The 26,676-nt window shown below is 43.1% G+C and carries 15 protein-coding genes; all 15 read left to right on the top strand.

Annotation, left to right across the window (positions count from 1 at the left end; translation table 11 throughout):
• The first annotated feature begins 3 nt into the window (after nt 1-3).
• Nucleotides 4-672, top strand: coding sequence for an HD domain-containing protein (locus D0T57_RS03160; protein WP_163270805.1), 669 nt, complete (start codon nt 4-6; stop codon nt 670-672).
• 282 nt (nt 673-954) lie between these two features.
• Nucleotides 955-2,181: a DUF4861 family protein gene (locus D0T57_RS03155; protein WP_163270803.1), complete on the top strand. Its 1,227-nt coding sequence runs from the start codon at nt 955-957 to the stop codon at nt 2,179-2,181.
• A gap of 27 nt (nt 2,182-2,208) precedes the next feature.
• On the top strand, nt 2,209-3,651 hold the full coding sequence (locus D0T57_RS03150; protein WP_163270801.1) for a tagaturonate reductase: 1,443 nt from the start codon (nt 2,209-2,211) through the stop codon (nt 3,649-3,651).
• A gap of 196 nt (nt 3,652-3,847) precedes the next feature.
• Nucleotides 3,848-5,335: a UxaA family hydrolase gene (locus D0T57_RS03145; RefSeq protein ID WP_163270799.1), complete on the top strand. Its 1,488-nt coding sequence runs from the start codon at nt 3,848-3,850 to the stop codon at nt 5,333-5,335.
• A 110-nt stretch (nt 5,336-5,445) separates the two neighbouring features.
• On the top strand, nt 5,446-7,986 hold the full coding sequence (locus tag D0T57_RS03140) for a polysaccharide lyase family 1 protein (protein WP_163270797.1): 2,541 nt from the start codon (nt 5,446-5,448) through the stop codon (nt 7,984-7,986).
• 200 nt (nt 7,987-8,186) lie between these two features.
• A complete protein-coding gene (locus tag D0T57_RS03135) occupies nt 8,187-8,759 on the top strand; it encodes an RNA polymerase sigma-70 factor (protein WP_163270795.1) in 573 nt (190 codons plus the stop codon).
• A 44-nt stretch (nt 8,760-8,803) separates the two neighbouring features.
• On the top strand, nt 8,804-9,766 hold the full coding sequence (locus D0T57_RS03130; RefSeq protein ID WP_163270793.1) for a FecR family protein: 963 nt from the start codon (nt 8,804-8,806) through the stop codon (nt 9,764-9,766).
• A gap of 218 nt (nt 9,767-9,984) precedes the next feature.
• Entirely contained in the window at nt 9,985-13,260 is a 3,276-nt protein-coding gene (locus D0T57_RS03125; RefSeq protein ID WP_163270791.1) for a SusC/RagA family TonB-linked outer membrane protein, read from the top strand.
• 13 nt (nt 13,261-13,273) lie between these two features.
• Nucleotides 13,274-14,854: a SusD/RagB family nutrient-binding outer membrane lipoprotein gene (locus tag D0T57_RS03120; protein WP_163270789.1), complete on the top strand. Its 1,581-nt coding sequence runs from the start codon at nt 13,274-13,276 to the stop codon at nt 14,852-14,854.
• Between the two features lie 24 nt (nt 14,855-14,878).
• Entirely contained in the window at nt 14,879-16,018 is a 1,140-nt protein-coding gene (locus D0T57_RS03115; protein ID WP_163270787.1) for a glycoside hydrolase family 18, read from the top strand.
• Between the two features lie 34 nt (nt 16,019-16,052).
• A complete protein-coding gene (locus tag D0T57_RS03110; protein WP_185154614.1) occupies nt 16,053-17,198 on the top strand; it encodes a DUF1735 and LamG domain-containing protein in 1,146 nt (381 codons plus the stop codon).
• 104 nt (nt 17,199-17,302) lie between these two features.
• Complete coding sequence (locus tag D0T57_RS03105) at nt 17,303-19,513, top strand: DUF4838 domain-containing protein (RefSeq protein ID WP_163270785.1); 2,211 nt, start codon at nt 17,303-17,305, stop codon at nt 19,511-19,513.
• Between the two features lie 102 nt (nt 19,514-19,615).
• On the top strand, nt 19,616-21,112 hold the full coding sequence (locus D0T57_RS03100; protein ID WP_163270783.1) for a glycoside hydrolase family 125 protein: 1,497 nt from the start codon (nt 19,616-19,618) through the stop codon (nt 21,110-21,112).
• A gap of 22 nt (nt 21,113-21,134) precedes the next feature.
• On the top strand, nt 21,135-23,408 hold the full coding sequence (locus tag D0T57_RS03095) for a GH92 family glycosyl hydrolase (protein ID WP_163270781.1): 2,274 nt from the start codon (nt 21,135-21,137) through the stop codon (nt 23,406-23,408).
• 551 nt (nt 23,409-23,959) lie between these two features.
• Nucleotides 23,960-26,605, top strand: coding sequence for a glycoside hydrolase family 2 TIM barrel-domain containing protein (locus D0T57_RS03090; RefSeq protein WP_163270780.1), 2,646 nt, complete (start codon nt 23,960-23,962; stop codon nt 26,603-26,605).
• Nucleotides 26,606-26,676 lie beyond the last annotated feature (71 nt).

Genomic DNA, 26,676 nt, shown 5'->3' with positions numbered 1-26,676 from the left:
AATATGAGTAGCAAAATCACCTTCGCAGACATAAAAGAATCGAAAGAAGTACAAACATACATACGGCAGGCCGATGCTTCGCTCAAGGCTCTTGGCTTTACCGAACATAGTTTTGCCCACTGTACAAAATGTGCAGAGGTGGCAGGTACATTGTTGAAAGACCTCGGATATGGCGGGCATGATGTAGAACTGGCGAAAATTGCAGCCTACATGCACGATATAGGCAATGTGATAAACCGTGCCGACCATGCCCAAAGCGGAGCTGTAATGGCTTTCCGCATTTTGGATAAGATGGGGATGCCGCCCGAAGATACAGCTACGGTTATCACAGCTATAGGAAATCACGATGAGGCAACCGCTTTTCCGGTGAATGCCATTGCCGCCGCCCTTATCATAGCCGATAAAACGGATGTGCGCCGCAGCAGGGTGCGCGACCGCGAGACGATCTATTCCGATATTCACGACAGGGTGAACTATGCTGTGGAAAAAAGCGGGCTCCACCTTGATGTAGATGCTAAAACAATAACCCTTATACTCACCATCGACACCAATATTTGCGCTGTGATGGATTATTTCGAGATTTTCATCGACCGCATGAAGCTATGCCGTAAGGCTGCCGCCTTTTTTGGGCTGAAATTCGGATTGAATATAAATAATAGCGCTTTGCTGTGATTGTGGGTGCTCCTCCCATTTTTTCTTGTTTCAGATAGAGCTTATTAACCATTCCCTCTTTGTCATCTTGAGTGAAGGGAAGGATCTCTTGTGTACTCTGTTATCTTCATTATTTCTCAACCACAGGCCTCCATTTCCATATAAAAAATATACGGGGTGAAATTGTTTTAGTCAAATTCTCCCCTTTATAAATTAAATAATGCATTTACATTTGCTTGTAGATGGTGGATTTTCTTTTAATCCCCACAAGTATTGTTAATGTTTTATAGCCTTAAAGAACCAATGAATATTTTCACAAGACATAGCTTGCTTACCCTGTCACTGATTCTTGTTTTTCAGATACATTCTTCTGTTATTTTCTCCCAAAAGATAACAGTAGAGAATAAAGCTGCACAGGAAGTAAAAGACTATACATTGGAAATCCCCGTTGCCGGATTGAATTTATCCTTTGGCCATTATACGGCTACTGTAAATGGACAAATAGTTCCGGTGGAAATTATCAAAAAAACAGACGGCAATGACTATGCTGTAATACCGGTCGATAAGATCGGGGCAAAGGGTAAAATAGACGTTTCCTTACAGAAAGGCTTTGCCTCCGCTTATCCCAAACGTACTTATGCCGAATTATCGCATAAGATAGGCGGGCATTTCGAAGGACATAAATATGTAGGAGGTTACTCGTGGGTAAAACCTAACTATATCACCCTTCCGGGTTCGTTTCGCGACCATTCGTACTACATAAAATACGAAGGGCCGGGCTGGGAAAGCGACAAAGTTGCATTCCGCTTCTATCTCGACAACCGCAATGCAATAGATGTATTCGCAAAGAAAACGGCAGGCATAGTGCTTCCGGCTGTAGGCGTCGATGGATTCGACAACTATCACAACATGGCCGACTGGGGTATGGACAACCTGAAAGTAGGCAAAGCCCTTGGTTTGGGTTCTATTGCTGTATGGGATGGCGAAAAAGCTGTTAGGGTGGAAAAGAAAGACAGTGTTACCTGCCTCATCGCTGCCGATGGCAAAGTACGTTCGCAAGTGAAGACTATCTATTACGGATGGGATGCCAATGGCAAAAAAAGTGACCTTACATCACTTATATCTATAGATGCAGGAAGCAGGGCCTCTCATATGGCGCTATCTATCGACGGCGAAATAGACAATATAGCTACAGGCATCATAAAAAGTAAAAATGCAGAACTGATAGTTGGCAAACAGGCAAAGGGTAAATGGTCTTATATTGCCACATTCGGCAAGCAAAGCCTCAATAATGATATGCAGGGATTGGTGGTTTTCTTTCCTGTCGACAAGGTGAAGGAGATAACAGAAGATGCCCTCAACCATGTAGTGGTACTCGATGCCAAAGATGGTTTTGCCGAATATTACTTTATGCCTACCTGGGAACTCGACAACGACCCTGTAGCAACAAAAGAAAAGCTGCTGGAGTGTATAGATGAAGTATTGCTCCGCCTGAATAATCCGTTGGCATACACAATAAAGAAAAAATAATATAAACACCGATAACAATAAAATTCCATGAAACCACTTAATAAGACTACAGTAGAAAAGAAAGATTTACCGGTAAAAATATTGCAATTTGGCGAAGGCAATTTCCTTCGTGCTTTTGTAGACTGGATGATAGATAAAGCCAACGATGCAGGCGTTATGAATCATGGCATAACAGCAGTACAGCCTATCGCCCAAGGCAGGGAAATTGCCGATATATTTAAATCGCAGGATTGCATGTACCATGTTTATCTGGAAGGAATCAAGGATAAACAACCCGTAAAGGAGGTTGCCTTGGTAAAAAGCATCATGGACATACTGAATCCTTATTGCCAATATGCGGAATACGAGAAACTGTTTCTGAGCGAAGAACTGGAAATGATAATTTCCAATACCACCGAAGCAGGAATCCGTTACGAAGAAGGCGACGACCTGACGGCCGAACCACCGAAGTCTTTCCCTGCTAAAATGACTGCATTACTTCATAAAAGGTATAAAAAATACAATGGCGACCCCAACAAAGGCCTTCTCATTATTTGTTGTGAACTCATCGAAGACAATGGCTCTACACTTCACGATTATATACTTAAACATGCCAGGTACAACAATCTTGAAGAAGGCTTTATAGAATGGGTAAATACAGCCTGTCATTTTTACGATACGTTGGTAGACCGTATCGTACCCGGATTCCCGCGCGAAAACATCAACGAAATCAAAGCCGAACTGGGATTCGACGACAATCTGGTAGTCAAAGGCGAATATTTCCACGTATGGGCTATCGGCGGCGACAGCATCATCAAAGAAAAATTCCCGCTCGACAAAGCCGGGTTGAACGTATTGTTTATGGACGATATCCGCCCTTTCCGTGCGAAGAAAGTACGCATACTGAACGGTTCGCATACCGCAATGGTTCCCGTAGCACTGCAATTGGGTTGCGAAACGGTGATGGATGCTTTCAATACGCCTGAAGTAGAACAGTATATCAACCGTATGGTAGCCGAAGAGGTGCTTCCTGTGATAGACGAAGACCCGAAAGAACTCGAAGTCTTTGCCGCCAAGATACTCGAACGCTTCTACAATCCGTATCTTAAACATTATCTGAAAGATATTTCACTCAACTCTATATCCAAATGGGAAACCCGCGATTATCCTACAGTGTACGATAATTATAAGAAGTTGGGCAAAGACGCCCGTTTGTCAATTTTCTCATTTGCCGCCACGATTGTCCTTTACTCAGGACAATCGGAGGCAAAAGGTTTTACACCGAACGACACCCCTGAATTTATAGATTTTATCCAAAACTCTTTCGATAAGAACAATATCAAAGGCTGGGTGTCGGCTATCGTGTCAAACAAAGACATGTGGAAAGAAAACTTTGCCGAAGTGCCTCATTTTGCCGACGAAGTATCGGCAGACGTGGAATTGATACTTGGCAAAGGTATGTTAGGAGCATTAAGAACTGTGCTATCATAGGAATTTTAGGTTAGTTAAGCAGGCCTGTTTACTACGTGGTGCAACCCGTCAGGAAGTTCGCCACGTAGCGGCGGCCGAAGCCTGGAAATCCGATACTCCCTTCTATACCCCGGGGAGAAAGCAGTCTACTAAAAAATACTTGTAACTCGTAACTGCCCGCAGGGCGTAGTAACTTGTAACTAAAAAAGATTCCGTCATGAATAAATATCTAAAAATAGCCCCCGGCGATAACGTAAGTGTTGCTATACAAGACCTTACAAAAGGAGACACGCTAAATGTAGACGGGGCTGATATAACATTGCAAGGCGATATCCCTACCGGGCATAAATTCGCCACCAAGGAAATCAAGGAGAATGAAGATGTCGTAAAGTATGGATATCCGATCGGCCATGCCACCGTAGATATCCATATTGGCGACCATGTGCATACGCACAATGTAAAGACCAACCTGCACGACGATCTGAAATATACCTATGTTCCGGTTCGTCCGAAACTCGATATCGAGAAAAGCGATCTCAAGATAAACGGCTACCTGCGCTACAACGGCGAAATGGGTATCCGCAACGAGCTGTGGATTGTGCCCACTGTTGGCTGTGTAAACGGGCAGGCGCAAGCCATTATCAACCGGGTAAAATCGGAACTCGATGTATCTCATATCGACGATATCCGCGTATATACTCACAACTATGGCTGTTCGCAACTGGGCGACGACCACGTGAATACCCAGAAAGCCCTTGCCGCCCTTGCCAAGCATCCGAATGCCGGCGGGGTATTGGTATTAAGTCTCGGCTGCGAAAACAACCAGCAAAAAGACTTTAAGAAAGTAATGGGCGAATGGGACGACAAACGTGTCCGTTTCCTTATCAGCCAAGAGGTACAGGATGAAATAGAAACCGGTTTCCGGATGATGAAGGAACTGGTAGACAATATGCGCAACGACAGGCGCGAACCGCTTCCGCTGTCGAAACTCAAAGTGGGCTTGAAATGCGGAGGTAGCGATGGCTTTTCGGGTATCACTGCCAATCCATTGGTAGGACAGTTTTCCGACTGGCTGATTGCGCAAGGCGGAACGAGCATACTCACCGAAGTTCCCGAAATGTTCGGAGCCGAAACCATATTGATGAACCGTGCCGAAACCGAAAAGGTGTTCAACGATACCGTATCGCTTATCAACGACTTCAAACACTATTTCCGCAAATTCGACCAGCCGATATACGAAAACCCTTCGCCGGGAAATAAAGCCGGAGGCATCACCACCCTCGAAGACAAATCGCTGGGCTGTACCCAAAAGGGAGGCAATTCGGAAGTAGTAGATGTGCTGGACTACGGGCAGCCTGTAACCAGACATGGGCTGAACCTGCTCAACGCTCCCGGCAACGACCTTGTAGCTGCATCAGCGTTGGCTATGTCGGGTTGCCAGATCGTACTGTTCACCACCGGGCGAGGCACTCCGTTTGGTGCTTTCGTACCAACAATGAAGATATCGACCAATACTAAATTGTACAACTTCAAACAGAACTGGATCGACTTCAATGCCGGCACATTGCTCGAAGGGAAAAGTATGGAGTCAGTATTGCAAGACTTTATAAACTTCACAATAGAGATATGCAACGGCAAACACCTGAAGCACGAAGAAACTGGATTTAAGGAAATCGCTATCTTCAAGACCGGGGTTACTCTGTAAGTATTTGAATAATAGCGCAATGTTGGTTATTTGATAGAGCTGCAAAAACTCAGCTTTTAGCCATTGCTATGCAAAACTAATACCATTAAATATATATTAAATCTAACAACATGAAGAAATTACTATGTGAGAGGAGTATCAATTGGTACTCGTTATTTGCAATCCTTTGCATTGTTTTTCTGGTATCGTGTTCCGACGAAGACGATCCAAAGGGAAATTCCTCTTATACGGAAATTCCGATTGCGGAAATTATCGGTACTTATCAGGTTTCCGAATGCCTGACCTATCCTAATAGTGGACGCCAGGCTGTTGCCGACGAGAGCCAGATAGGCAATATCTGGATGATATTCGAGAAAGCTATTTCTATTGATTGTGGCGAAAAGGTAGCACATTCTTACGCCTACAATACAATGACTACAACCGAAAAAAACATGTATGCTGTAAGCAAAGAAGGAGACAGGCTGGTAGTCACCTATACTTCGGCATCCAAAATACTTACAAAAGTTTATCTGGAACCTACAACGAATGAATGTGAGGATATTGACGACATTGTAAATGAAATACTGATTGAAGAAATAACAGGTACTTACGAAGTTATAGCTTACGAGGTACTTACAGGTGCTAACCAGCCAAAGAGCGAGGGCGAAATAGGCAACCTTTGGGTTATAGGGCAGGAAAGTGTCTCTATCAACTGTGGAGAAGAACAGACACATACTTATGCCAACAATACTTTTACTATAGGAGGAAGCGGCTACGAAGTATCGTTCAACGAAGACAAAAACCTTGTTGTAATATTCCCTTCGGGCAACGACAAGATAAAAGTTACCCTGAAGGAAACTACAGAAAAGACTTGCGATAACGGTGATGATGGGGGCGGAGAAGAAGAAATTACACCTCCAACTGTAGGCAAGGTAGAACTGGATAAACTATATGGTTATGCCGAAGGTACAACCGGAGGAGAAGGTGCAACAACCGCTAATATCCATCACTTCAACGATGGTAAGAAATTCCAGACTTGGCTTCTTGCCCGTGAGAAAGCAAAATCGGCAGTGCCGGCTATTGTTTGGCTGAGTGGTACATTCAAGAAAGATGATGGTAGAGCTGCTAATAGTCCGTGGTTCGATATCAAGCGTACCAAAAATATATCTATCTATGGGACGAATGATTTCGTAATGGAAAATATTGGATTCTTCTTGAATGAGGCTGAAAATATTATTATCCGCAATGTATATATCAAAATGCCTAAAGCAGACAATGGTGCAGATGGTATTTCTATGCAGGAATCGAGCAAAGTATGGGTAGACCATTGTACTTTCGAGTCCATTAATCAAACAAAGGACTACGAAGATGGGTCTTGTGATATAACCCATGCAACCAAGCAGGTTACAGTATCGTGGAACCGCTTCATCAAAACCCAGAAAAGCTGCCTTGTAGGCCATTCTAATGGTGCTACAGCAGATGTGGATATAACAGCAACGTTCCACCACAACTATTTCGAAAAGTCAAGTTCGAGACATCCAAGGGTGCGCTTTGGTAAAGCTCACGTTTACAACAACTTCTTCGATGGAGTTACCACCTATGGGGTAGGTAGTGCATATGGAGCTAAGGTATTGGTAGAATACAACAACTTCGATAATGTACACTTGCCAACCGATATCTGTACATTCCCAGCCAAGAAATCGGGAAGTTCTTGGGTTTCGAACCTGACAGGTAGTGTTGCCGGATATCTGTATGAATATAATAATACATATACCAACAAACCGTCTAATGCTTCCGACCCGTATCCGTTCACAAATGTGGAATACAAGGCATATAATGGAGAGAAACTTGCTACTCCGCTTACATATGATGATTTTAAGCCTACTTATAATTACGTAGTGGATACTGCTGAAGATATCGCAACAATAGTACCTTCTGCTACAGGAGTCGGCAAATTGCCGGGATATGCAAGCGCACCTATTGCAGTGGATAATGGTGGAATTGCCGGCGGTGGCGATGACGGCGGCGACGGTGGCGATGATGGTGGTGGCGACGATGGTGGCGAAACCGGAGTTGCTATCGGTGGCGGCTGGCTAGCCATGAATGTGGGAGATGCTGCCGGAGTGAATACTGCATCATCGGATGGTACCGGAATCACAATGGTTGGAAAAGGTAAATTTGAGAGTAGTGCTCAAACATTCAGCTATGTATATCGGGAAGTTACAGGAAATTTCGAAATGACTGTTCGCCTTGATGATTATACTTCACCGACTGCTAAAAATCAGGGACAAGCAGGAATATTATTTACGCCTGATATTTCCCAATCTGCAAGCAATCTATTGTTCGCGATGAGTAGTAAAGGTGGAGATGGTACTTATGTGCATATGTACCGGTTAACAGCAGGAACTAATGGTAAAGCGACCCAGACAGCGCCAACAGGTTCGGGCAATGTATATCTGAAGATCAGAAGGGAAGGCAATAAGAGTTATGCTTCCTATTCGTTGGACGGAGGAGTTACTTTTGGCACGGAAAAGAATAAAGAGTTTTCGGCAGCCCTGCCAGAGAAGTTGTATATAGGTTTTGCCGTAAATAGTTCTGATAATTCTAAAACCGCTACAGCCAAATTCTCTGATGTAAAACTAAACGGAACAAGCTTGTCTTTTGTCGATTAATTAAGGGTTAGATAGATAGCAGAAAGCAGTAGCGATAAGATTTCGCTGCTGCTTTTTGATGTTAATATTAATTTATAGTATATATTTTTACTGTTTTTTAAAAGTGCCCATTGTTAATATATCTAAGATTATCCTATTGTTGTAACGTTTTTTTACTACATTTGCTTATCGAGTTGGTGAAAAACATATTTAATGTTGTTATGACAGAACATATAAGTTTGCAAATATTCAACCAGTTATATACAGATTATCATCCTCGGTTTGTACGCTTTGCAAATTCATATGTGAGAAACACCTCGGTTGCCGAAGATATTGTTACCGAGGCTTTTATTGTTTTTTGGGAAAATAGGGAAAACTTATATGAGAACTCAAACCTCCCGGCCTATATATTGACAATAGTTCGCAACAGGTGTTTAAATCATTTAAAGGAGACAAAAATTCATCACCAGGCTTTGAGTAATATACAAGAACATGCGGCATGGGAGCTAGATATGCGTATCTCTACCCTCGAGGCTTGTGATCCACAAGCATTATTTTCGGAAGAAGTTCAGAAGATAATAAATGACACGCTCGCTTTACTGCCACAAAAGACATTAGATGTATTTGTTATGAGTAGATACAAGAATATGTCTCATAAAGAAATTGCTCAAGCATTGGATATTTCTACCAAAGGAGTTGAATTTCACATTACAAAAGCATTATCTCTACTTCGTAAGAGCCTGAAAGACTACGTATTTGTCTTTTTGTTATTATTTTTCTTCGAAAACCACTAGGGATACCCCTCCTTTATCTGTTATAACAGTAGATGACAGATAAAATGGATAACAATTTATTATATAAGTTTTTTGAAGGCCTTACTTCTATAGAAGAGGAGAAAGCTATACGAAGTTGGTTGGATAGTTCGCCCGAAAACGAAAAATCTTTCTTTAAAGAGCGTCAGATATATGATGCATTCATATTGAATAGTAAATATACAGATGTGCAATATGAAGAATTTGAAGGAGACGAAAATAAGACACGGAAAAATGTCAGGTTCTACCTGAAAGAATTTGTAAAGATTGCGGCCGTAGTTTTGGTTACCGCCTTGGGGATGACTTACTATCTTTCCCAATCGGACGATACCGATACTCTTCTAGCTATGCAAACCATATCAGTACCTGCCGGTCAACGGATGAATGTAATATTGCCCGATGGTACAGATATCTGGCTGAATGCCAAAACGACTATAAAATACCCGGTGTCGTTCAACTCCAAAGAGCGGCGTGTTTATCTCGACGGGCAAGCATATTTTGATGTAGCAAAGAATGAAGAACTCCCTTTTACAGTGGAAACAAAGCAAGGAGAAGTAACCGCCTTGGGGACAAAATTTGATGTTTTGGCTTATTCCGACAGCGAAGTATTCGAAACTACCCTGATGGACGGAAAAGTACGCGTTGGCCTGGTTGGCAAACCGGAGCAATCATTGATTCTGGAGCCAAATCATAAGTCATATATTGATGCGCATCATCTTGCAAGCGTACAAGTTACAGACTTTAGTTCTTATGAGTGGCGCAATGGACTTATCGGTTTCAAAAACGAAACTTTCGAAAATATTATGAAATCATTCGAGAAAACATATGATATAAAGATTGTGATTCAAAATCCTAAAATCGGAAGATCTTCATTTACGGGCAAATTCAGGGTTGCCGATGGGGTAGATTACGCCCTGCGTGTATTACAGCGCGAACTCAGATTTAAATATAAACGCGATACCGAAAAACATATAATATACATAAAATGAAATAACCTTAGTAAATAACCTTAAAAATCGGAACAGCCTATGAAGTAACAGAAGTCGCAAGAAAACAAAAGCCAACAAGTGCTGCAACACTTGTTGGCTAGGAAAATCAATACAATTTGGATCGTATTAATCAATAACATCGTAAATCTATGGAAAATAATGTTTTTCAAGACCACTTATCCCTGAAAAATAAAAAAATTAAACATTTTTTTAGAATTATGAAAATCACAACTTTCTTCCTATTTATAGGGATACTCTCCGTATTCGCTGGAAATTCGTATTCCCAGAATGCGCGGGTAACTATTAATCAAAAGAATATGCAGCTGGAAAAACTTCTGGCTGAGATAGAAAAACAAACTGACTATCTGTTTATCTACAGCAATCAACTGGAGACAAAACAAATGGTATCAGTGTCTGCTAGTAATAAGTCAGTCAGTCAAGTATTGAGTGATGCACTAAAGAATACCGACATCAACTTTGTTTTAGAAGGTACACACATTATCCTTACAAACAAGAAGGCTGCTTCGGAAAATATGTCTCCACAACAAAACAAAACTATAACCGGAACCGTACACGACAGATCGGGCGAACCCCTGATAGGAGTAAGCGTTGCTGTCAAAGGAACAACAGTAGGTACGATGACCGATATAGATGGAAAATTCTCAATAAACGCATCGCCTCAGAATGTGCTTGTATTCACATACGTGGGATATAATCCACAAGAAAAAGTTGTAGGAACAAACAATTCATTCAGCATCATTCTCGAAGAAAATGAAGTAATACTCGACGATGTTGTTGTTACAGCATTAGGTATCAAACGTTCAGAAAAGGCGTTGAGTTATAACGTGCAAAAAATAACCAGCGAAGACCTGACTACAGTAAAAAGCGCCAACTTTATGAACTCTCTGGCAGGTAAAGTTGCCGGAGCACAAATCAACTCCAGTGCTGCTGGCCCGGGTGCTGCAGTAAAAGTTGTTTTGCGTGGTTCAAAGTCAATAACTCTAAGCAACAATGCCCTCTATGTAATCGACGGTGTGCCTATGAACAACAGAGTAAGCGGTGGCGGCACTAATGACTATTCTCAGCCTGACACCGAAAGTGCAGCCGATATCAACCCGGACGATATAGAAAGTATGTCTGTCCTCACAGGTCCTTCGGCAGCAGCTCTTTATGGTTACGAAGGAGCAAATGGGGTTATATTGATTACTACCAAAAAAGGACGTGCCGATAAAACAACTGTTACTTATAGCAACAATACGACTTTCTCGAGTGCGTTGATGATGCCGGACTTCCAAAATAAATATGGTAGTGCTGGCGATGCTGTAACAAGTTGGGGAGCCGAAACCGAAAAAAGGTTCGATCCTAAAAAGTTCTTTAACACCGGTACCAATGTCGCCAATACAGTTGCATTATCTACGGGTAGCGAAAAGAGCCAAAGTTATCTTTCTTTTTCGGCAAACAATGCCTCAGGTATTCTTCCGAACAATGATTACGACCGTTACAATTTTACTTACCGTAATACGACTTCTTTCCTGAATGATAAATTCTTGTTGGATGCCAGCATAAACTATATTATACAGAAAAGTAAGAATATGGTTTCTCAGGGACATGCTTACAATCCTCTACCTGCACTTTACCTTTTTCCTCGTGGAGAAGATTTCGGCGAAGTGCAGTTGTATGAACGTTACGATGCATCGAGAGAAACCAATGTACAATATTGGCCTTATGGCGACCAGGCGAAATCTATACAAAATCCATATTGGACAATGAACAATATGAATAGAAAAATAAATAGAAAACGCTATATGTTGTCGGCCAGCTTAAAATATAATATTACCGAATGGCTCAACGTGATAGGCCGTGTAAATGTGGACAACTCCAACTATCGTAACACGAACGAATTCGAAGCGGGTACTTTGCCGGCACTGGCTGGTGATAAAGGACGCTATAGATTGAATCTACGCGAGGAAAGACAGGTTTATGGCGACCTTATGGGTACATTGAATAAGTCAGTTGACGATTTTTCTTTCAATGTCAATCTTGGTACATCTCTTAAAGATCGTAGGATGAATAACCATTGGGTGGAAGGTGACCTTGATAAGTTAGCAAACTGGTTTACTACAGAAAATATGGGGCGTAGCTACTTCAAATTGGAGGATGGTGGACTCGATCGCCGTACAACCTCTATATTTGCTAATGCGGAAATTGGTTATAAAAATTTCCTTTACCTGACACTTACAGGACGTAACGACTGGGATTCGGCATTGCAAGGTTCAGAAGATAAGGCACGATCATTTTTCTATCCTTCTGTCGGTCTATCCGGATTGCTTAGCGAGGTTGTTACTCTTCCTAAATGGTTTACCTACCTGAAAGGACGCGTTGCCTTTACATCGGTTGGTAACTCTTATGAACCGTACTTGACTCGGGAGTTTTACACTTACGATTCCCAATCTAATACGTATAAAATGGTAACTACGCGGGCAAATTATAATTTGAAGCCGGAGATTACCGACTCGTATGAGCTTGGTCTTAATCTACGTTTCTTCGGGGGTGCGCTTACTCTTGATGCTACTTATTATGATTCGAATACAAAACACCAAACCTTCACCAGGGAGGACAATTATGTAGAGTATAAGACAGAATATATTCAAGCGGGTAAAGTGCAGAATCGAGGTATAGAATTAGCGCTTGGTTACAATAATAAGTGGGGCGACTTTTCTTGGTCAACCAACTATACCCTCTCTCATAATAAAAATAGGGTAAAGGAATTGTTGGCTGATGAAACCGGAAAACAGACACCGTGGGTTGATATGGCAACCTTGGGTAGACCAGGCTCTCCTCAGGTAAGATTGACAAAAGGTGGTACTATGGGTGATATCTATATGACTTCCGATTTCAAACGCGACAACAATGGTTATATCTATCTCGATAATGCTACCCTTCTTCCGACAATGGTTAACCTAAAGGGAAATGAATATAAGAAAATAGGGTCACTACTGCCTAAAATGAATATGGGATGGCGCAATTCATTTGCTTACAAAGGGGTAAGATTGAATGTAATGCTTAGCGCCCGTTTAGGCGGATTGGTGGTTTCCAACACGCAAGCAGTACTCGACTCTTATGGGGTATCTAAGTACAGCGCCGAGCTTCGCGAAGCAGGAGGTGTAACTATCAACGGACGTAATATCTCGGCTCAAGACTTTTTGGGTATCATAGGCGAAGGTACAGGTAAGGGCGACTATTATGTGTACGATGCCGACAATGTACGCTTGCAAGAAGTAAGCCTTGAGTACACTATCCCTAGACGATGGGTGAGCAATATTGCCGATATAACGTTAGGCCTTATAGGAAGCAATCTGGCGATATTATATTGTAAAGCACCATTCGATCCCGAATTGGTACCGTCAGCATCAAGTACCTTCTATACAGGAGTAGATAATTTTATGACGCCTAGTTTGAGGAATATGGGCTTTAGTGTCAAGTTACAATTCTAAAAAGAAAACAACAATGAAACAATATAGCTTTAAAACGGTATTTGCTGCAATAAGCATATCCATTGCAGTTTTATTTTCATCGTGTATCGACAGCGATATGAACTATCATCCGACTCTTCCGGAAGATAAGGACTTTTCTCCTTCCGAAAGATTAGGAGCACTTATGCCCGCATTTGCATATGCAATGCATTCTCCACAGGAAAATAACAACCAGCACTTCGAACAAATGGTTGCAGGCCAGTATGGAGGATATTTTGCAACTACCAATCCGTGGGAAAATACCAATTTCGGTACTTTCAACCCCACATCCAATTGGGTCGATCTGCCATTTTCTAACATTATGGTTGGCTTTAACTCCAACTTCAATAAAGTAATTAGAGTAACCGAACGTCGTGGTTATATTTACGCATGGGTGAATATAATGCGTGTAGCTTCGATGCTCCGCATGACTGATACTTATGGTCCTATCCCTTATTCGGCGATAGGTAGCGGTGAAGAGTTCTTGCCTTTCGACAATGTGCAGGATGTTTACCACAATATGATAGCAGACTTGGACAATAGTATTGCAGTTATTTCCAGTTATCTGCTTGATAGTTCGGACGAAAGCCCATTGGCTAAGTACGATGAGGTTTACAATGGCGATTTTAGCAAGTGGCTCAAATTTGCCAATTCGCTGAAGCTGCGTATGGCTGTTCGTATAGCAGCAGTGGATACAGAATATGCAAAAAAAGTAATGGCAGAAGCCATAGCTGATGGCCCGATAGAAACCAATGGAGATAATGCATTTATCCCTACTACCGACAATCCATATTACAAGGCCGCCGTTACATGGGGCGACCTGGCAGTAAGTGCAGTATTGACTGCCTATATGAATGGTTACGAAGATCCTCGCCTTCCGGCTTATATGCTTGAAGCTACTTCTACGAATGTCAATTATGGCGGATACAGAGGGGTGCGCATGGGTATTAAGAATGTACTCAAATCAAGGTATGGAAGTCCTGTCTATTTTTCAAAACCAGCTTTTACTGTAAACTCTCCATTATTAGTCTATTGTGCTGCCGAAACAGCCTTCCTGAAGGCCGAAGCTGCACTTAGGGGTTGGATTGCCGGAGGCGATGCTCAGGCAAAAGCATATTATGAAGAAGGTATAAAATTGTCGATGGAACAACATCAGGTAGCCATTGGTTCATATCTGACAAGTACAACCTCTCCGGCACAGTATACTAATGCATTCGTTTCAACACATAAAATTTCCGTAGCCAATCCGATAACTGTATCGTGGGACGATGCAGGAACAAGCCAAAATACCAAATTGGAAAAAATCATTACTCAAAAATGGCTTGCAAACTTCCCGCAAGGAATGGAAGCATGGTGCGACTATCGCCGTACCGGATTCCCTCAGTTTTTCCCACCTGCAGACAATCTTAGTTCGGCAGGGTTTATCGGAACTGTATCAAACGAGCGTATGGTAAGGCGTTTACCGTTCCCTAACAGACAATATACAGGAAACAGTGAAAATGTACTGAAAGCTGTACAAATGCTGGGCGGAGACGACGTAGCCACTACCGACCTTTGGTGGGCAAAAAAACAATAAGTAACACAGTAAAAATAAGAGATTATGAAAATAAGAAATTTAATTATATCGTCTTTATTCTTCTGTGCGGGTATCTTTTTTATAGGATGCGACGACTGGAAAGAAGTAGAATCGTTGAATAATACAGACCTGAATAATACCATCAAGACTGACGAGTATTATGCAGCGCTACGCGAGTGGAAAAACACTCCAAATCTTCCTCAGATTTTCGTTTGGTTCGACAACTGGACAGGAACTTCTCCTACAGGAGAAAACAGTTTGAGAGGATTGCCTGACTCCGTGACCATTGCCTCCAACTGGGGTGGACACCCTAAGTTCGCCCTGAGCCCCGACCGTAAGGCAGATATGGAATATGTACAAAGAGTGAAAGGTACGAAAGTGGTAGTAACTCTTTTCTGTACAAAGATAGGAGAAGATGTTCCGGACGATCCAATTTATGAAGGCATTGGCAACAGTTCGGATGAGGCTGTACTTAGACCGGCAATACGTAAATATGCCGAAGCTATTTACGACCAGGTAGTAGAATCGGGATACGATGGTTTCGACTGGGACTACGAGCCAAATGGCGGTGGTGGAACCGGCAACTACCTGTGGAAAAATAAAGTGCAAAGAACTATGTTTGTCGAAGAGCTGAGCTATTGGTTTGGAGCCGGTGCTACAGAAGAAGGTCGCGACCGTGATGGAAGAAAGCCTGCAAAACCAGGACTGCTTTACATCGTTGATGGTGAAATTGGAGTTGGTGGCCGCATGGATAAAAATTGGGTATCTTATTATATCGATTATTTTGTTCTTCAGGCTTATGGAGGTATGTCTGATTATCGTATGACAGGTGTGCTTACTGATATGAGCGAACATATTGCCGCAGGAAGAATAACCGGAGAAGAAGTTATTCGCAGAACAATTGCAACCGAGAACTTCGAGAGCTATGCCAATACAGGTGGTAGATTCCTGGATATGTCTAAGTATGTATATACACTGAATGGTTATAACCAACAAATCGGTGGATGTGGACTATATCGTTCCGGATTTGACTATATGCCTAAGGGCAAGGGAGACTATGACGGTTCGCCGGAGTATTATTTCTTGCGTCAAGGTATCACTAACCTGTACCGTATCTTCTACGAAAGACAAAATCCTGTGGAGGAACCGGATGAACAACTTTAAAAAATTGTATCGGTAACTTGTAAAAAATATTAATATGAAAAAGATTTATATATTAAGTTTTACCATAGCATTATTGGGTATGTTGTTTACCGGGTGCGATAATGCTGAATATGAGGTAAAGGAAAACAGTGTTTATTTGAGCGATGCCGCTTCATCGGTCAAGTCTGTAACTCTTACTATGGAGTATGGAGTAGATGTAAATGTAAATGTACGTTTGGCCAAAGCCGTTGACCACGATGTAACTGTGGAACTTAAGTTGAATTCGGCTCTGTTAGACGAATATAATAAGGTTAATGACAGTGAATACTATATGGTTCCCGATTTCGACCTGCCAGCAGGAGCATCGGTAACTATTCCTGCCGGAGAGATTAGTAGTGTTTATAAATTCCGTGTCGAAGATTTCGAAACAGAAGGAAAACAATATGCCTTACCTATACAATTGGGCAATGTGAAAGGAAGTGATATTCCGACATCAACTTCCCAAGGACGCTTCATTTATCTGCTGGCAAAACCGCTTATCGTATCAGTGCCGGTAATGAAAGGTGTGAATGGAGGCATAAGAGTTAACGCTGCTCCAACAGAGAATTGGGGATTGAATGTTGACCAATGGTCTATCGAGTGCTGGGCACGTATGTCGGCATATAGTAAAAACAATCAGGCATTGTTCAATACCGGTAGTGGCGATCATGAGATTTATATCCGTTTTGGTGACGCAAATAGACCATACAACTACCTGCAGATAAAAACGCTGGGAGGACAGGTTCAGACTGCCAGTGATCTTGTCGCTGGGCAATGGTATCACTGGGCATTTGTTTACGATGGTACAACGCTGACTGTATTTGTGAATGGTGAAGAAAAAACCAAATTCGATCCACCTGCACCAAAAGGCGGACAAGTACGTTTCGATAAATTGCAAATGATTTCCAGTGGTGCTACCTATTTCCCTGATAAGTGTGCCGTAAGCCAGGTGCGTTTGTGGAAAACAGCAATAACTCAAACGCAGATCAAAAACAATATGTTCTATTCGGTGAATCCGAAAAATCCGAACCTAATTTTGTATCTGCCAATGGATGAAGGTAGCGGAAATACATTTGCCGATATCACCGGAAACGGACACGATGCTGAAGCCGGAGCGGGAATAATTCAAAGCTGGGAGCATAACATTCGCTTCGATAAATAATAGCTTATAATATCTTTATAAGTGAATTTCACAGAAAAAGAGCGGCTATTCCGCCGCTCTTTTTTTACTTTTACTAAAGCTTCTTATCTTTTAATCAAACAACCATGAGACACATTATTGTTTCATCCTTCTTTCTGTTGCTTTTATCCATCCCTGTAAAAGCGCAAATGCCCATAACTGATAAGGGGAAACCTGTCAGCCGGATTATCCTTTCTTCTGATAACCCGGATGCTGAGAAAGCAGCACGGCTGCTTCAGGATTTTGTAAAACGAATAAGTGGAGCAGAACTATCTGTCCTGCAAAACGCAAATGCCCGCAAAAATGATATTGTAATAGGTAATGGAAATCAGAACAAACAAATAAAACTAAACGACTTAACGGAAGATGGCTTCCGGATAACAAATACCGATGGAATACTGCGCATAGCGAGTGGAGGCGGCAAAGGTTCGGTATATGGTGTTGTCACTTTACTCGAAAGATATATGGGAGTTGGCTACTGGGGCGAAAACGAATATTCCCTTACTCCCGCTCACTCAATCGTTTTGCCGGTTATTGATATCTCCGAGAATCCGGCTTTCCGCTACCGCCAAAGCCAGAATTATGCATTAGCTACAGACTCTATATATAAATTGTGGAATAGGTTGGAATCGCCAAACGAAGTTTTTGCAGCCGGTTATTGGGTGCATACTTTCGACAAACTGTTGCCATCAGCCATATATGGCGAAAAACATCCCGAATATTATTCCTATTTCAACGGGCAGCGCCATCCGGGCAAAGCCAGTCAATGGTGTCTCACCAATCCCGATGTGCTGGAGATAGTTTCTGCAAGGATAGATTCTATTTTCCGGGCAAACCCCGGTAAGCATATTATATCCGTCAGCCAAAACGATGGAAACTATACCAATTGCCAATGCGACAACTGCAAGGCAATAGACGAACACGAAGGTGCATTATCCGGCAGCCTTATTCATTTTGTAAACAAACTGGCAGACCGTTTCCCTGATAAGGAAATATCTACATTGGCCTATCTGTACACAATGAAGCCGCCAAAACACGTAAAACCCCGAAAGAACGTAAATATAATGTTGTGCAGCATCGACTGCGACAGGGAAGTATCGCTGACCGAAAATGCTTCGGGGCGCGAATTTGTGGCGGCAATGGAAGGATGGAGCCGTATATCCGACAATATCTTTGTATGGGACTATGGTATCAATTTCGATAACTATCTCGTTCCTTTCCCCAACTTCCATATCTTAGGCGACAATATCCGCCTGTTCAAGAAGAATCATGCGACAATGCATTTTTCTCAAATAGCGAGCAGCCGTGGCGGCGACTTTGCCGAGATGCGGACATGGCTCGCAGCCAAGCTTATGTGGAATCCGCAGGCTGATACCGATTCGCTGACACATGTATTTCTGAATGGTTACTATGGCGATGCCGCACCATACATCTACCAATATACAAAGATGATGGAAGGCGCGCTGATTGGTAGCGGGCAGCGTCTTTGGATTTACGATTCGCCTGTCTCTCACAAAAACGGCATGCTCAAACCCGAACTGATGAGGCGTTATAATACCCTGTTCGACAAGGCCGAAGCTGCTGTTGCCGGCGATAGTACCCGCCTTGCCCGCGTAAGGCGTTCGCGCTTGCCATTGCAATATTCCGAACTTGATATTGCCCGTACCGAAAGCAATATGGATGTGGAAGATGTATTGAAAAAGTTGGAACTGTTCGAACAACGCGTAAAGTTCTTTAATGTACCCACCCTCAACGAAAGGAATAATTCTCCAACCGACTATTGCGAACTTTACCGCAAACGGTATCTGCCATCGAAGGAGAATGACCTGTCCAGAGGTGCAAAGATAACCTACCTGGTGCCGCCTACAGGCAAATATGCGCTGATGGGCGAAACTGCGCTTACCGATGGGCTATATGGTGGCATGACCTTTGCCGAAGGCTGGATCGGCTGGGAGGGCACCGACGGTTCGTTTATCGTAGACCTGGGCGAAAAGAAAGAGTTTACAACGATACGCACAGATTTTCTTCATCAACTGGGGGCATGGATACTTCAGCCGCTCAATGTCACCTATTCTGTTTCCGATGACGGAGAAGCTTTCGAAAAGGTTAAATCTATAGATAATCCCGAAGACCGTGATGTAAAAGTCAAATTTGTAGATTTGTCATATACTAGCGACAGTCCGATGAATGCGCGTTATGTGAAAATAGACATTACGGGCACTAAGATATGCCCGCACTGGCACTATGGGGTAGGGCATCCTTGTTGGTTTTTTATCGACGAGGTAATAATAAAATAGCAGATATTTGTTAATTATAATTAACAAATATAGTAGTAGGGGGTACTTTAAGTGTCTTTATTAAACGACGTATAGTTATAATACTCAAAAAATATTGGTTCCATGAAAAACAAGTCAGTAAAAAGAGTTTTCGGTTGTTTAGCCTTAGGTCTGGGTTTGAGTACTGCCACCATTGCGGCAGACAATCTGCCGGCCTCTCATATTGCATTGGTACAAGACAATACTACGGTAAGGAATGATGATTATATCAGCCGCCGTCCGGAATTGTCGAAGCGGTTGTTTAAATCCCAAGTAGTAGAAAGCGAAATTGTACGTATCAAGAAATTGTTGAAGAATGCCAAACTGGCATGGATGTTCGAAAACTGTTTCCCAAATACGCTCGATACCACTATCTACCATCGCATTACCAACGGAAAAGACGATACAGTAGTCTACACCGGCGATATCCATGCCATGTGGCTGCGCGATTCGGGGGCACAGGTATGGCCTTACGTGCAGTTGGCCAACAAAGACGAAGACCTGCGCAAGATGCTTGCAGGAGTTATCCGCCGCCAGTTCAAATGCATCATTATCGACCCATATGCAAATGCCTTCCTCGACCCTAACGACCCTAATCCCGACCATCAGTGGCAATCGGATCTGACAGACATGAAACTTGAGTTGCACGAGCGCAAATGGGAAATAGACTCACTGTGCTACCCTATACGCCTGGCATACCACTACTGGAAAACCACTGGCGATACCAGCGTATTCGACGAAGAATGGCTGAAAGCAATAGCGAATATCGTAAAGACTTTCAAAGAACAACAACGCAAGGATAGCCTCGGGCCATATAAATTCCAACGCGAAACACCCAAAGCATCCGATACCGTAGTGAACGACGGATGGGGAAACCCTGTGAAACCGGTCGGGCTGATAGCTTCTACATTCCGCCCTTCTGACGATGCTTCTATCTACCAGTTCTTAGTACCGTCCAACTTCTTTGCTGTAACATCGTTGCGAAAAGCAGCAGAAATACTTACTGCGATAAACAACAAGCCGGAGCTGGCGAAAGAATGTTCCGACCTGGCTACAGAAGTAGAAACGGCGTTGAAAAAATATGCTACTGTCAACCATCCTAAGTATGGAACTATCTACGCCTTCGAGGTAGACGGCTACGGAAGCGTCAACCTGATGGACGATGCCAATGTGCCTAGCCTGCTTGCTATGCCTTATCTGGGCGATGTGGACATCAACGACCCTATCTATCAGAATACACGCAAGTTTGTTTGGAGCGAAGACAATCCTTATTTCTTCAAGGGCGCTGCCGGAGAAGGGATAGGAGGCCCTCACGTATCGCACGTAAGCCTGAATATGATATGGCCGATGAGCATTATGATGAAAGCTTTCACCAGCCAGAACGATGAGGAAATAAAAGGTTGTATAAAAATGCTGATGGATACCGATGCCGGCACAGGCTTTATGCACGAATCTTTCTATAAAGATGATGCTACGAAATATACACGCGACTGGTTTGCATGGCAAAATACCCTTTTCGGAGAACTGGTGTTGAAACTGGTAGATGAAGGAAAAGTAGACTTACTGAACAGTATAAAATAAAATCTATAACACTATTAATATTATGAACCTAAAAAAAGCGTCTTGCTTTATTCTCTCCTTAGCCTTGCTCTGCGCATGCACTGATAAGGCAACCCAGGATAACAACTTGCAAAACCTGACGCAATATGTAGACCCGTATATTGGGACGGGCGACCACGGCCATGTCTTTCTCGGAGCCAATGTACCCTTTGGGTTGGTGCAGCTAGGCCCTACAAATATAACCGAAGGATGGGACTGGGTATCAGGCTACCATATTTCCGACTCTACCATCTGGGGATTTACCCATATGCACCTAAATGGAACGGGGATAGGCGACCTTTGCGATATCGCCCTCATGCCTGTAGTGGGTAATGCAACATTGGGCAAAGGGGTTATAAAAGACCCTAATTCGGGAATGTATTCGTTCTTCGACCGCAATACAGAAAAAGTTAAGGCTGGCTATTATGCAGTGCATCTCGACCGCTACAATGTAGATGTGGAACTTACGGCTACCAAGCGTGTTGGTTTCCATAAATATATATTCCCCGAATCTACAGAATCGAAGGTTGTAATCGACCTGAAAAGCAAGATCAACTGGGACGAGCCGGTAGAAACCTACCTCGTTCAAGAAAATGATTCGACTATCTCAGGATACCGCTATTCTAAAGGATGGGCAAACGACCAGCGTGTATTCTTTACGGCTCGTTTCTCGAAACCGATGAAAAAGTTCATTGTTTCCGAAGGGCAGGACGTAAAAGAAGGCATCGAGCTGAAAGCTGTGGGCGTGATTGGCCAGGCTTTGTTCGACACAAAGGATAAAGAAGAACTATATATCAAAGTAGCCTTGTCGCCTGTCAGCATCGAAAATGCAAAGATGAATATGCAGGAAGAACTTCCGGGATGGGATTTCCAGCAGACGATAGCAGATGCCGACAAAGCATGGAACGAGGAGTTGAACAAGATTGTCATAGATGTAGACGACGATGCAGTAAGGCGTACTTTCTATACAGCCCTTTACCATACGATGATAGCGCCTTCCGAGTTTTGCGATGTAGATGGCGATTACCGCGGGGCAGACGGGCAAATGCACACCAATGGAGGATTTAAGAATTATGCAACATTCTCGTTGTGGGATACTTACCGTGCAGCACATCCGTTGATGACTATCATTCATCCCGAAAAGATGAGCGATATCATAAATACCATGCTCACTATATACAAACAGCAGGGGAAACTACCTGTGTGGCATCTGGTAGGATGCGAAACCGATTGTATGGTGGGTAATCCGGGTATATCGGTAGTAGCCGATGCCATCCTGAAAGGATATGGCGGATTCGACAAAAAACTGGCTTACGAGGCCATGAAAAAGTCGGCTATGCTCGACGAACGTGGTATAAAGTACATGAAAGAGTATGGATATATCCCTTACGAAAAAGAAGAAGAAGGCTTGTCGAAGTGTATGGAGTATGCCATTGCCGACTGGGCTATTGCCCAGGTAGCCAAAGAAATGGGGCATAACGACGATTATGAGTATTTCCTCAACCGGAGTAAGGCATATAAGTACTATTTCGACAAAGAAACAGGCTTTATGCGCGGCTTATCGGCTGACGGTAAGTTCAGGCCAAACTTCAACCCATTCGAATCGGTACACCGCGAAAACGATTATACAGAAGGCAACGCATGGCAATATACTTGGCTTGTACCTCACGATATACAAGGGCTTCTCGACCTGTTTGGCAGCAAGGAGGCTTTCGTTACTAAGCTCGATTCGCTATTTGTAGTCGAAGGGCATCTTGGCGATCATGCTTCGCCGGATATCAGCGGGCTGATAGGGCAGTATGCACATGGAAATGAGCCGAGCCACCATGTATTATATATGTATCCGTATATCGGTCAACCGTGGAAAACGGCAGACAAGGTAAGGGAGGTATTGTCTCAGCTTTATCACGACCAGCCGGCCGGAATATCGGGCAACGAAGACGTAGGCCAGATGTCGGCATGGTATATACTTTCTGCCCTTGGCTTCTACCAGGTAGAGCCGGCCGGAGGTAAATATATCTTTGGTAGCCCTATCGTAAACAAAGCTTCTGTGAGGGTGAAAGATGGGAAAACATTTGAGATTGTAGCTAAAAATAATAGTGCCGCCAACAAGTATATCCAGAGTGTGAGCCTGAACGGCAAGCCATACGACAAATATTATATCAGCTTCGCGGATATAGCATCGGGAGGTACGTTAGAGTTTGTGATGGGCGACAAGCCTTCCGACTCGTGGGGTACAACTGTCGATGTGTTGGATGCAACGGAAATAAAAGAGTAGATAGGGTGGAGTAGATTTAATTGGGAAAAAGTAACATGTCTGTGATTTTATTCCTGCAATTTTATCTATATAAGGTGCCTTTTCCAGCCTCTCCAAAGGGAAGCCCCCTAATCCCCCTTGGGGGACTTATGAGCGAAGCCATGACGAGGGAGAGGGAAAGTAACAATAAAAAAGTAACGAAAATGTGTTACAAGTGTTACTTTTTGAGGAGATACAAGATACCAGTAGACGAGTTAACAAGTTGGTTTCCTGTAAAACATAAACTTGTATCTCGTATCTTGTTTACTTGTATCTAAAGAAAAAGTAACAAGGAAAAAAGGCTGAAAAAGGCGTTACATGTGTTACTTTTTTGGAATAAGGTTGAAAGAGAATATAAAAAATTAAAGAGTGCGTATTAGGTGATAGGTAATGAGAGAAAGGGTGACAGAGAGATTTCATATAGATTCTGTAACGATTGTCACCCTTTCGTTTTAAACAAGAAGTAGACCCGAACCGGATAGTGCTCACGATTTGTATAGTTTATTACATTTTAGTTAAAATATAATTTTAGGATGAACAGGATATCATTGATAATCTTAATGTCGCTAGTGTCGCTTGGAATCTTACAGGCACAAAACCGCTACGAGCTGAACGATGGCTGGAAATGTATTCCTTCTGCAAAGGTGAAGGATGCCGGAACGAAAATATCGGCAGCTTCTTATTCTTTGTCTAAGTGGCAAAAAGCGGTTGTGCCGGGCACTGTACTGACCACCCAACTAGAGAACGGAGAAATACCCGATCCTTTCTATGGGATGAATAACAACCGGATACCAGATATATATAATACAGGACGCGAGTATTATACATATTGGTTTGCCAAAGATTTTCAGGAAGCAAAACCGCAGGGCGACGAGCAGGTATGGCTTACATTTCGTGGGATAAATTACAGTTGCGAAATTTACCTCAACGGACAGAAAGTGAATAAGGAAAAGTATGAAGGGATGTTCCTTCGCAAGACATTCAATATAACAGGGCTGCTGGCTAAGGATGGCAAAAACCGCCTGGCTGTTATCGTCTATCCGCCCGATCCTGTAGGTATGCCCAACGGCGGACAGGGCGGCGACGGGCGTATAGCCAAAAACGTGGCGCACCAGTATGTTGCCGGCTGGGACTGGATACAACCTATACGCGACCGCAATACAGGTATTTGGGATAAGGTATATATTGAAAAAACAGGAGTTGTAAATCTTAAGAACCCGCATATAGTAACATTGGTTCCGGGAGAAAGAAAGCCGGATGGAAACCAGTCGGAAGCGGCGGTAAAGATAACAACAGAACTACAGAATGCAGGAAACAGTAAGATTTCGGGAACCGTAAAATACACTCTGAATGGCCATGTTGTTTCGCAACAAGTGTCTGTAGATGCCAATAGCACAGTAGAAGTTACCTTGCCGGATTATACAATAAAGAATCCTAAACTGTGGTGGCCTTCGGGGTATGGCAAGCAGGACATGTATAAGATAAAGCTCGAATTTGTAGAGGATGGTAAACAAACAGCCTCAGACTTCGAAGATATTAAATTCGGTGTGCGCGAAATAGAGACTAAATGGAATCCGTTTACCCGCAGCAAGGAGATATATGTAAACGGGCAGCGTATCTTTATCAAAGGGGGCAACTGGATTATCTCGGATGCCATGCTTCGCTTTACCAACGAGCGCTACGATACAGAAATACGCTATCACAGGGATATGAACCTCAACCTGATACGCATCTGGGGAGGAGCATTGACCGAACGTCCTGAGTTTTATGAAGCCTGCGACAAGTATGGTATGTTGGTGATACAAGACTTCTGGTTTTCGGGCGACTGTAACGGGCGTTGGCTCGACCCTCTGAAAACTGAAGACCAATGGACTCGCCGTAAATATCCGGATAATCATGCGCTTGTGCTTGAGTCGGCTGCCGATATGATAAAGATGATACGCAACTATCCGTCGCTGGCAATGTGGTGCGGTGGCAACGAGATTATGCCGCCTGAGGATATCCTTATTCCTCTCAGAGACTCTATATTGCCTAGGCTGGACGGAACACGCTGGTTTATAGATTATTCCAATTCCGATGAGTGGTCTTACAACTTCCTTGGTGGTAATGGCGACGGTCCTTATACAATTCAGCCAATAGAATCGTTCTGGGAAAACCAGACATGGCCATTCAACTCCGAGGTAGGCTCGGTAGGAGTAGGCGATTACGAATCGTTGGAGCGCTTTATGCCTAAGGCTAATATGATTCCGCCACGATACAACCCGAATGTGAAGTTCAACGAAGAAGTCGATTCTGTATGGACATATCATACCTATACCGGTGTTGGCTACGAAGGACATATCGTACCTTATGGCGAACCGAAAGATATCAAGGATTTTGCTATAAAGGCTCAGCTTGTGAACTATAATCAATACCGTGCATTGATGGAAGGGTTCAGTTCACATATGTGGGAGTGGTACACCGGCACTATCATCTGGAAGACGCAAAACCCGTGGACATCTATGCGTGGACAGATGTACGATTATTACCTCGACCCTAATGCTTGCCTGTTTGGCTTGCGCAAAGGAAGTGAGAAAGTGCATATCATGTGCAATCCTGTGACTAAGCGGACAATGATAGTGAACAACGGATTCGAGCCGATTACCGATATGATGCTGATTGCCAAGTATTACGATATACAGGGTAAAGAGACCTTGTTGAACCAGGAAGTGGCCTATATCGCAGCTTCGGATGCCAAGAAAATTGTGCCGTTGGCTATGCTTGACGACCTGTTGAAAGCTGACGGAGGGTTCCTCTATTTGCAATTGCTCGACAAGAATGGTAAGCAACTGAGCGATAATTTCTACTGGTATCCTAATGCAGAAGGTAAATATACCGGGCTGAATAAGATGGCTAAGGCCAAGATATCATTCACGGCAAAGGCTATCGCTCCGGGAAAGATAGAGGTCACTCTTACCAATCCGGCAGGCAATCCGGTTACTTTCTTCAATAGGGTATCCCTCATCGATTCGAAGACAGGAAAGCGTATCCTACCAGCATTCTACGACGACAATTATGTATCTGTAATGCCAGGTACACCTAAGACGGTAGTCGTAGAGTTCAACCCTGAGAATGGAGTTGTTCCACAGATTGAGGTGAAGGGCTGGAATGTGGATAGCATAGTGCAGAATGTTAAATAAATTGATCCTTTTTTACACATCATAGGATTTTGATTAAGGTTGGAGGCTGTCGGATGTGATATCGGGCAGTC

It is taken from the genome of Dysgonomonas sp. 511 (assembly GCF_010501105.1).
GTDB lineage: Bacteria > Bacteroidota > Bacteroidia > Bacteroidales > Dysgonomonadaceae > Dysgonomonas.
Note: the sequence above shows the minus strand (reverse complement) of the source record. Positions and strands in the feature narration are given on the sequence as shown.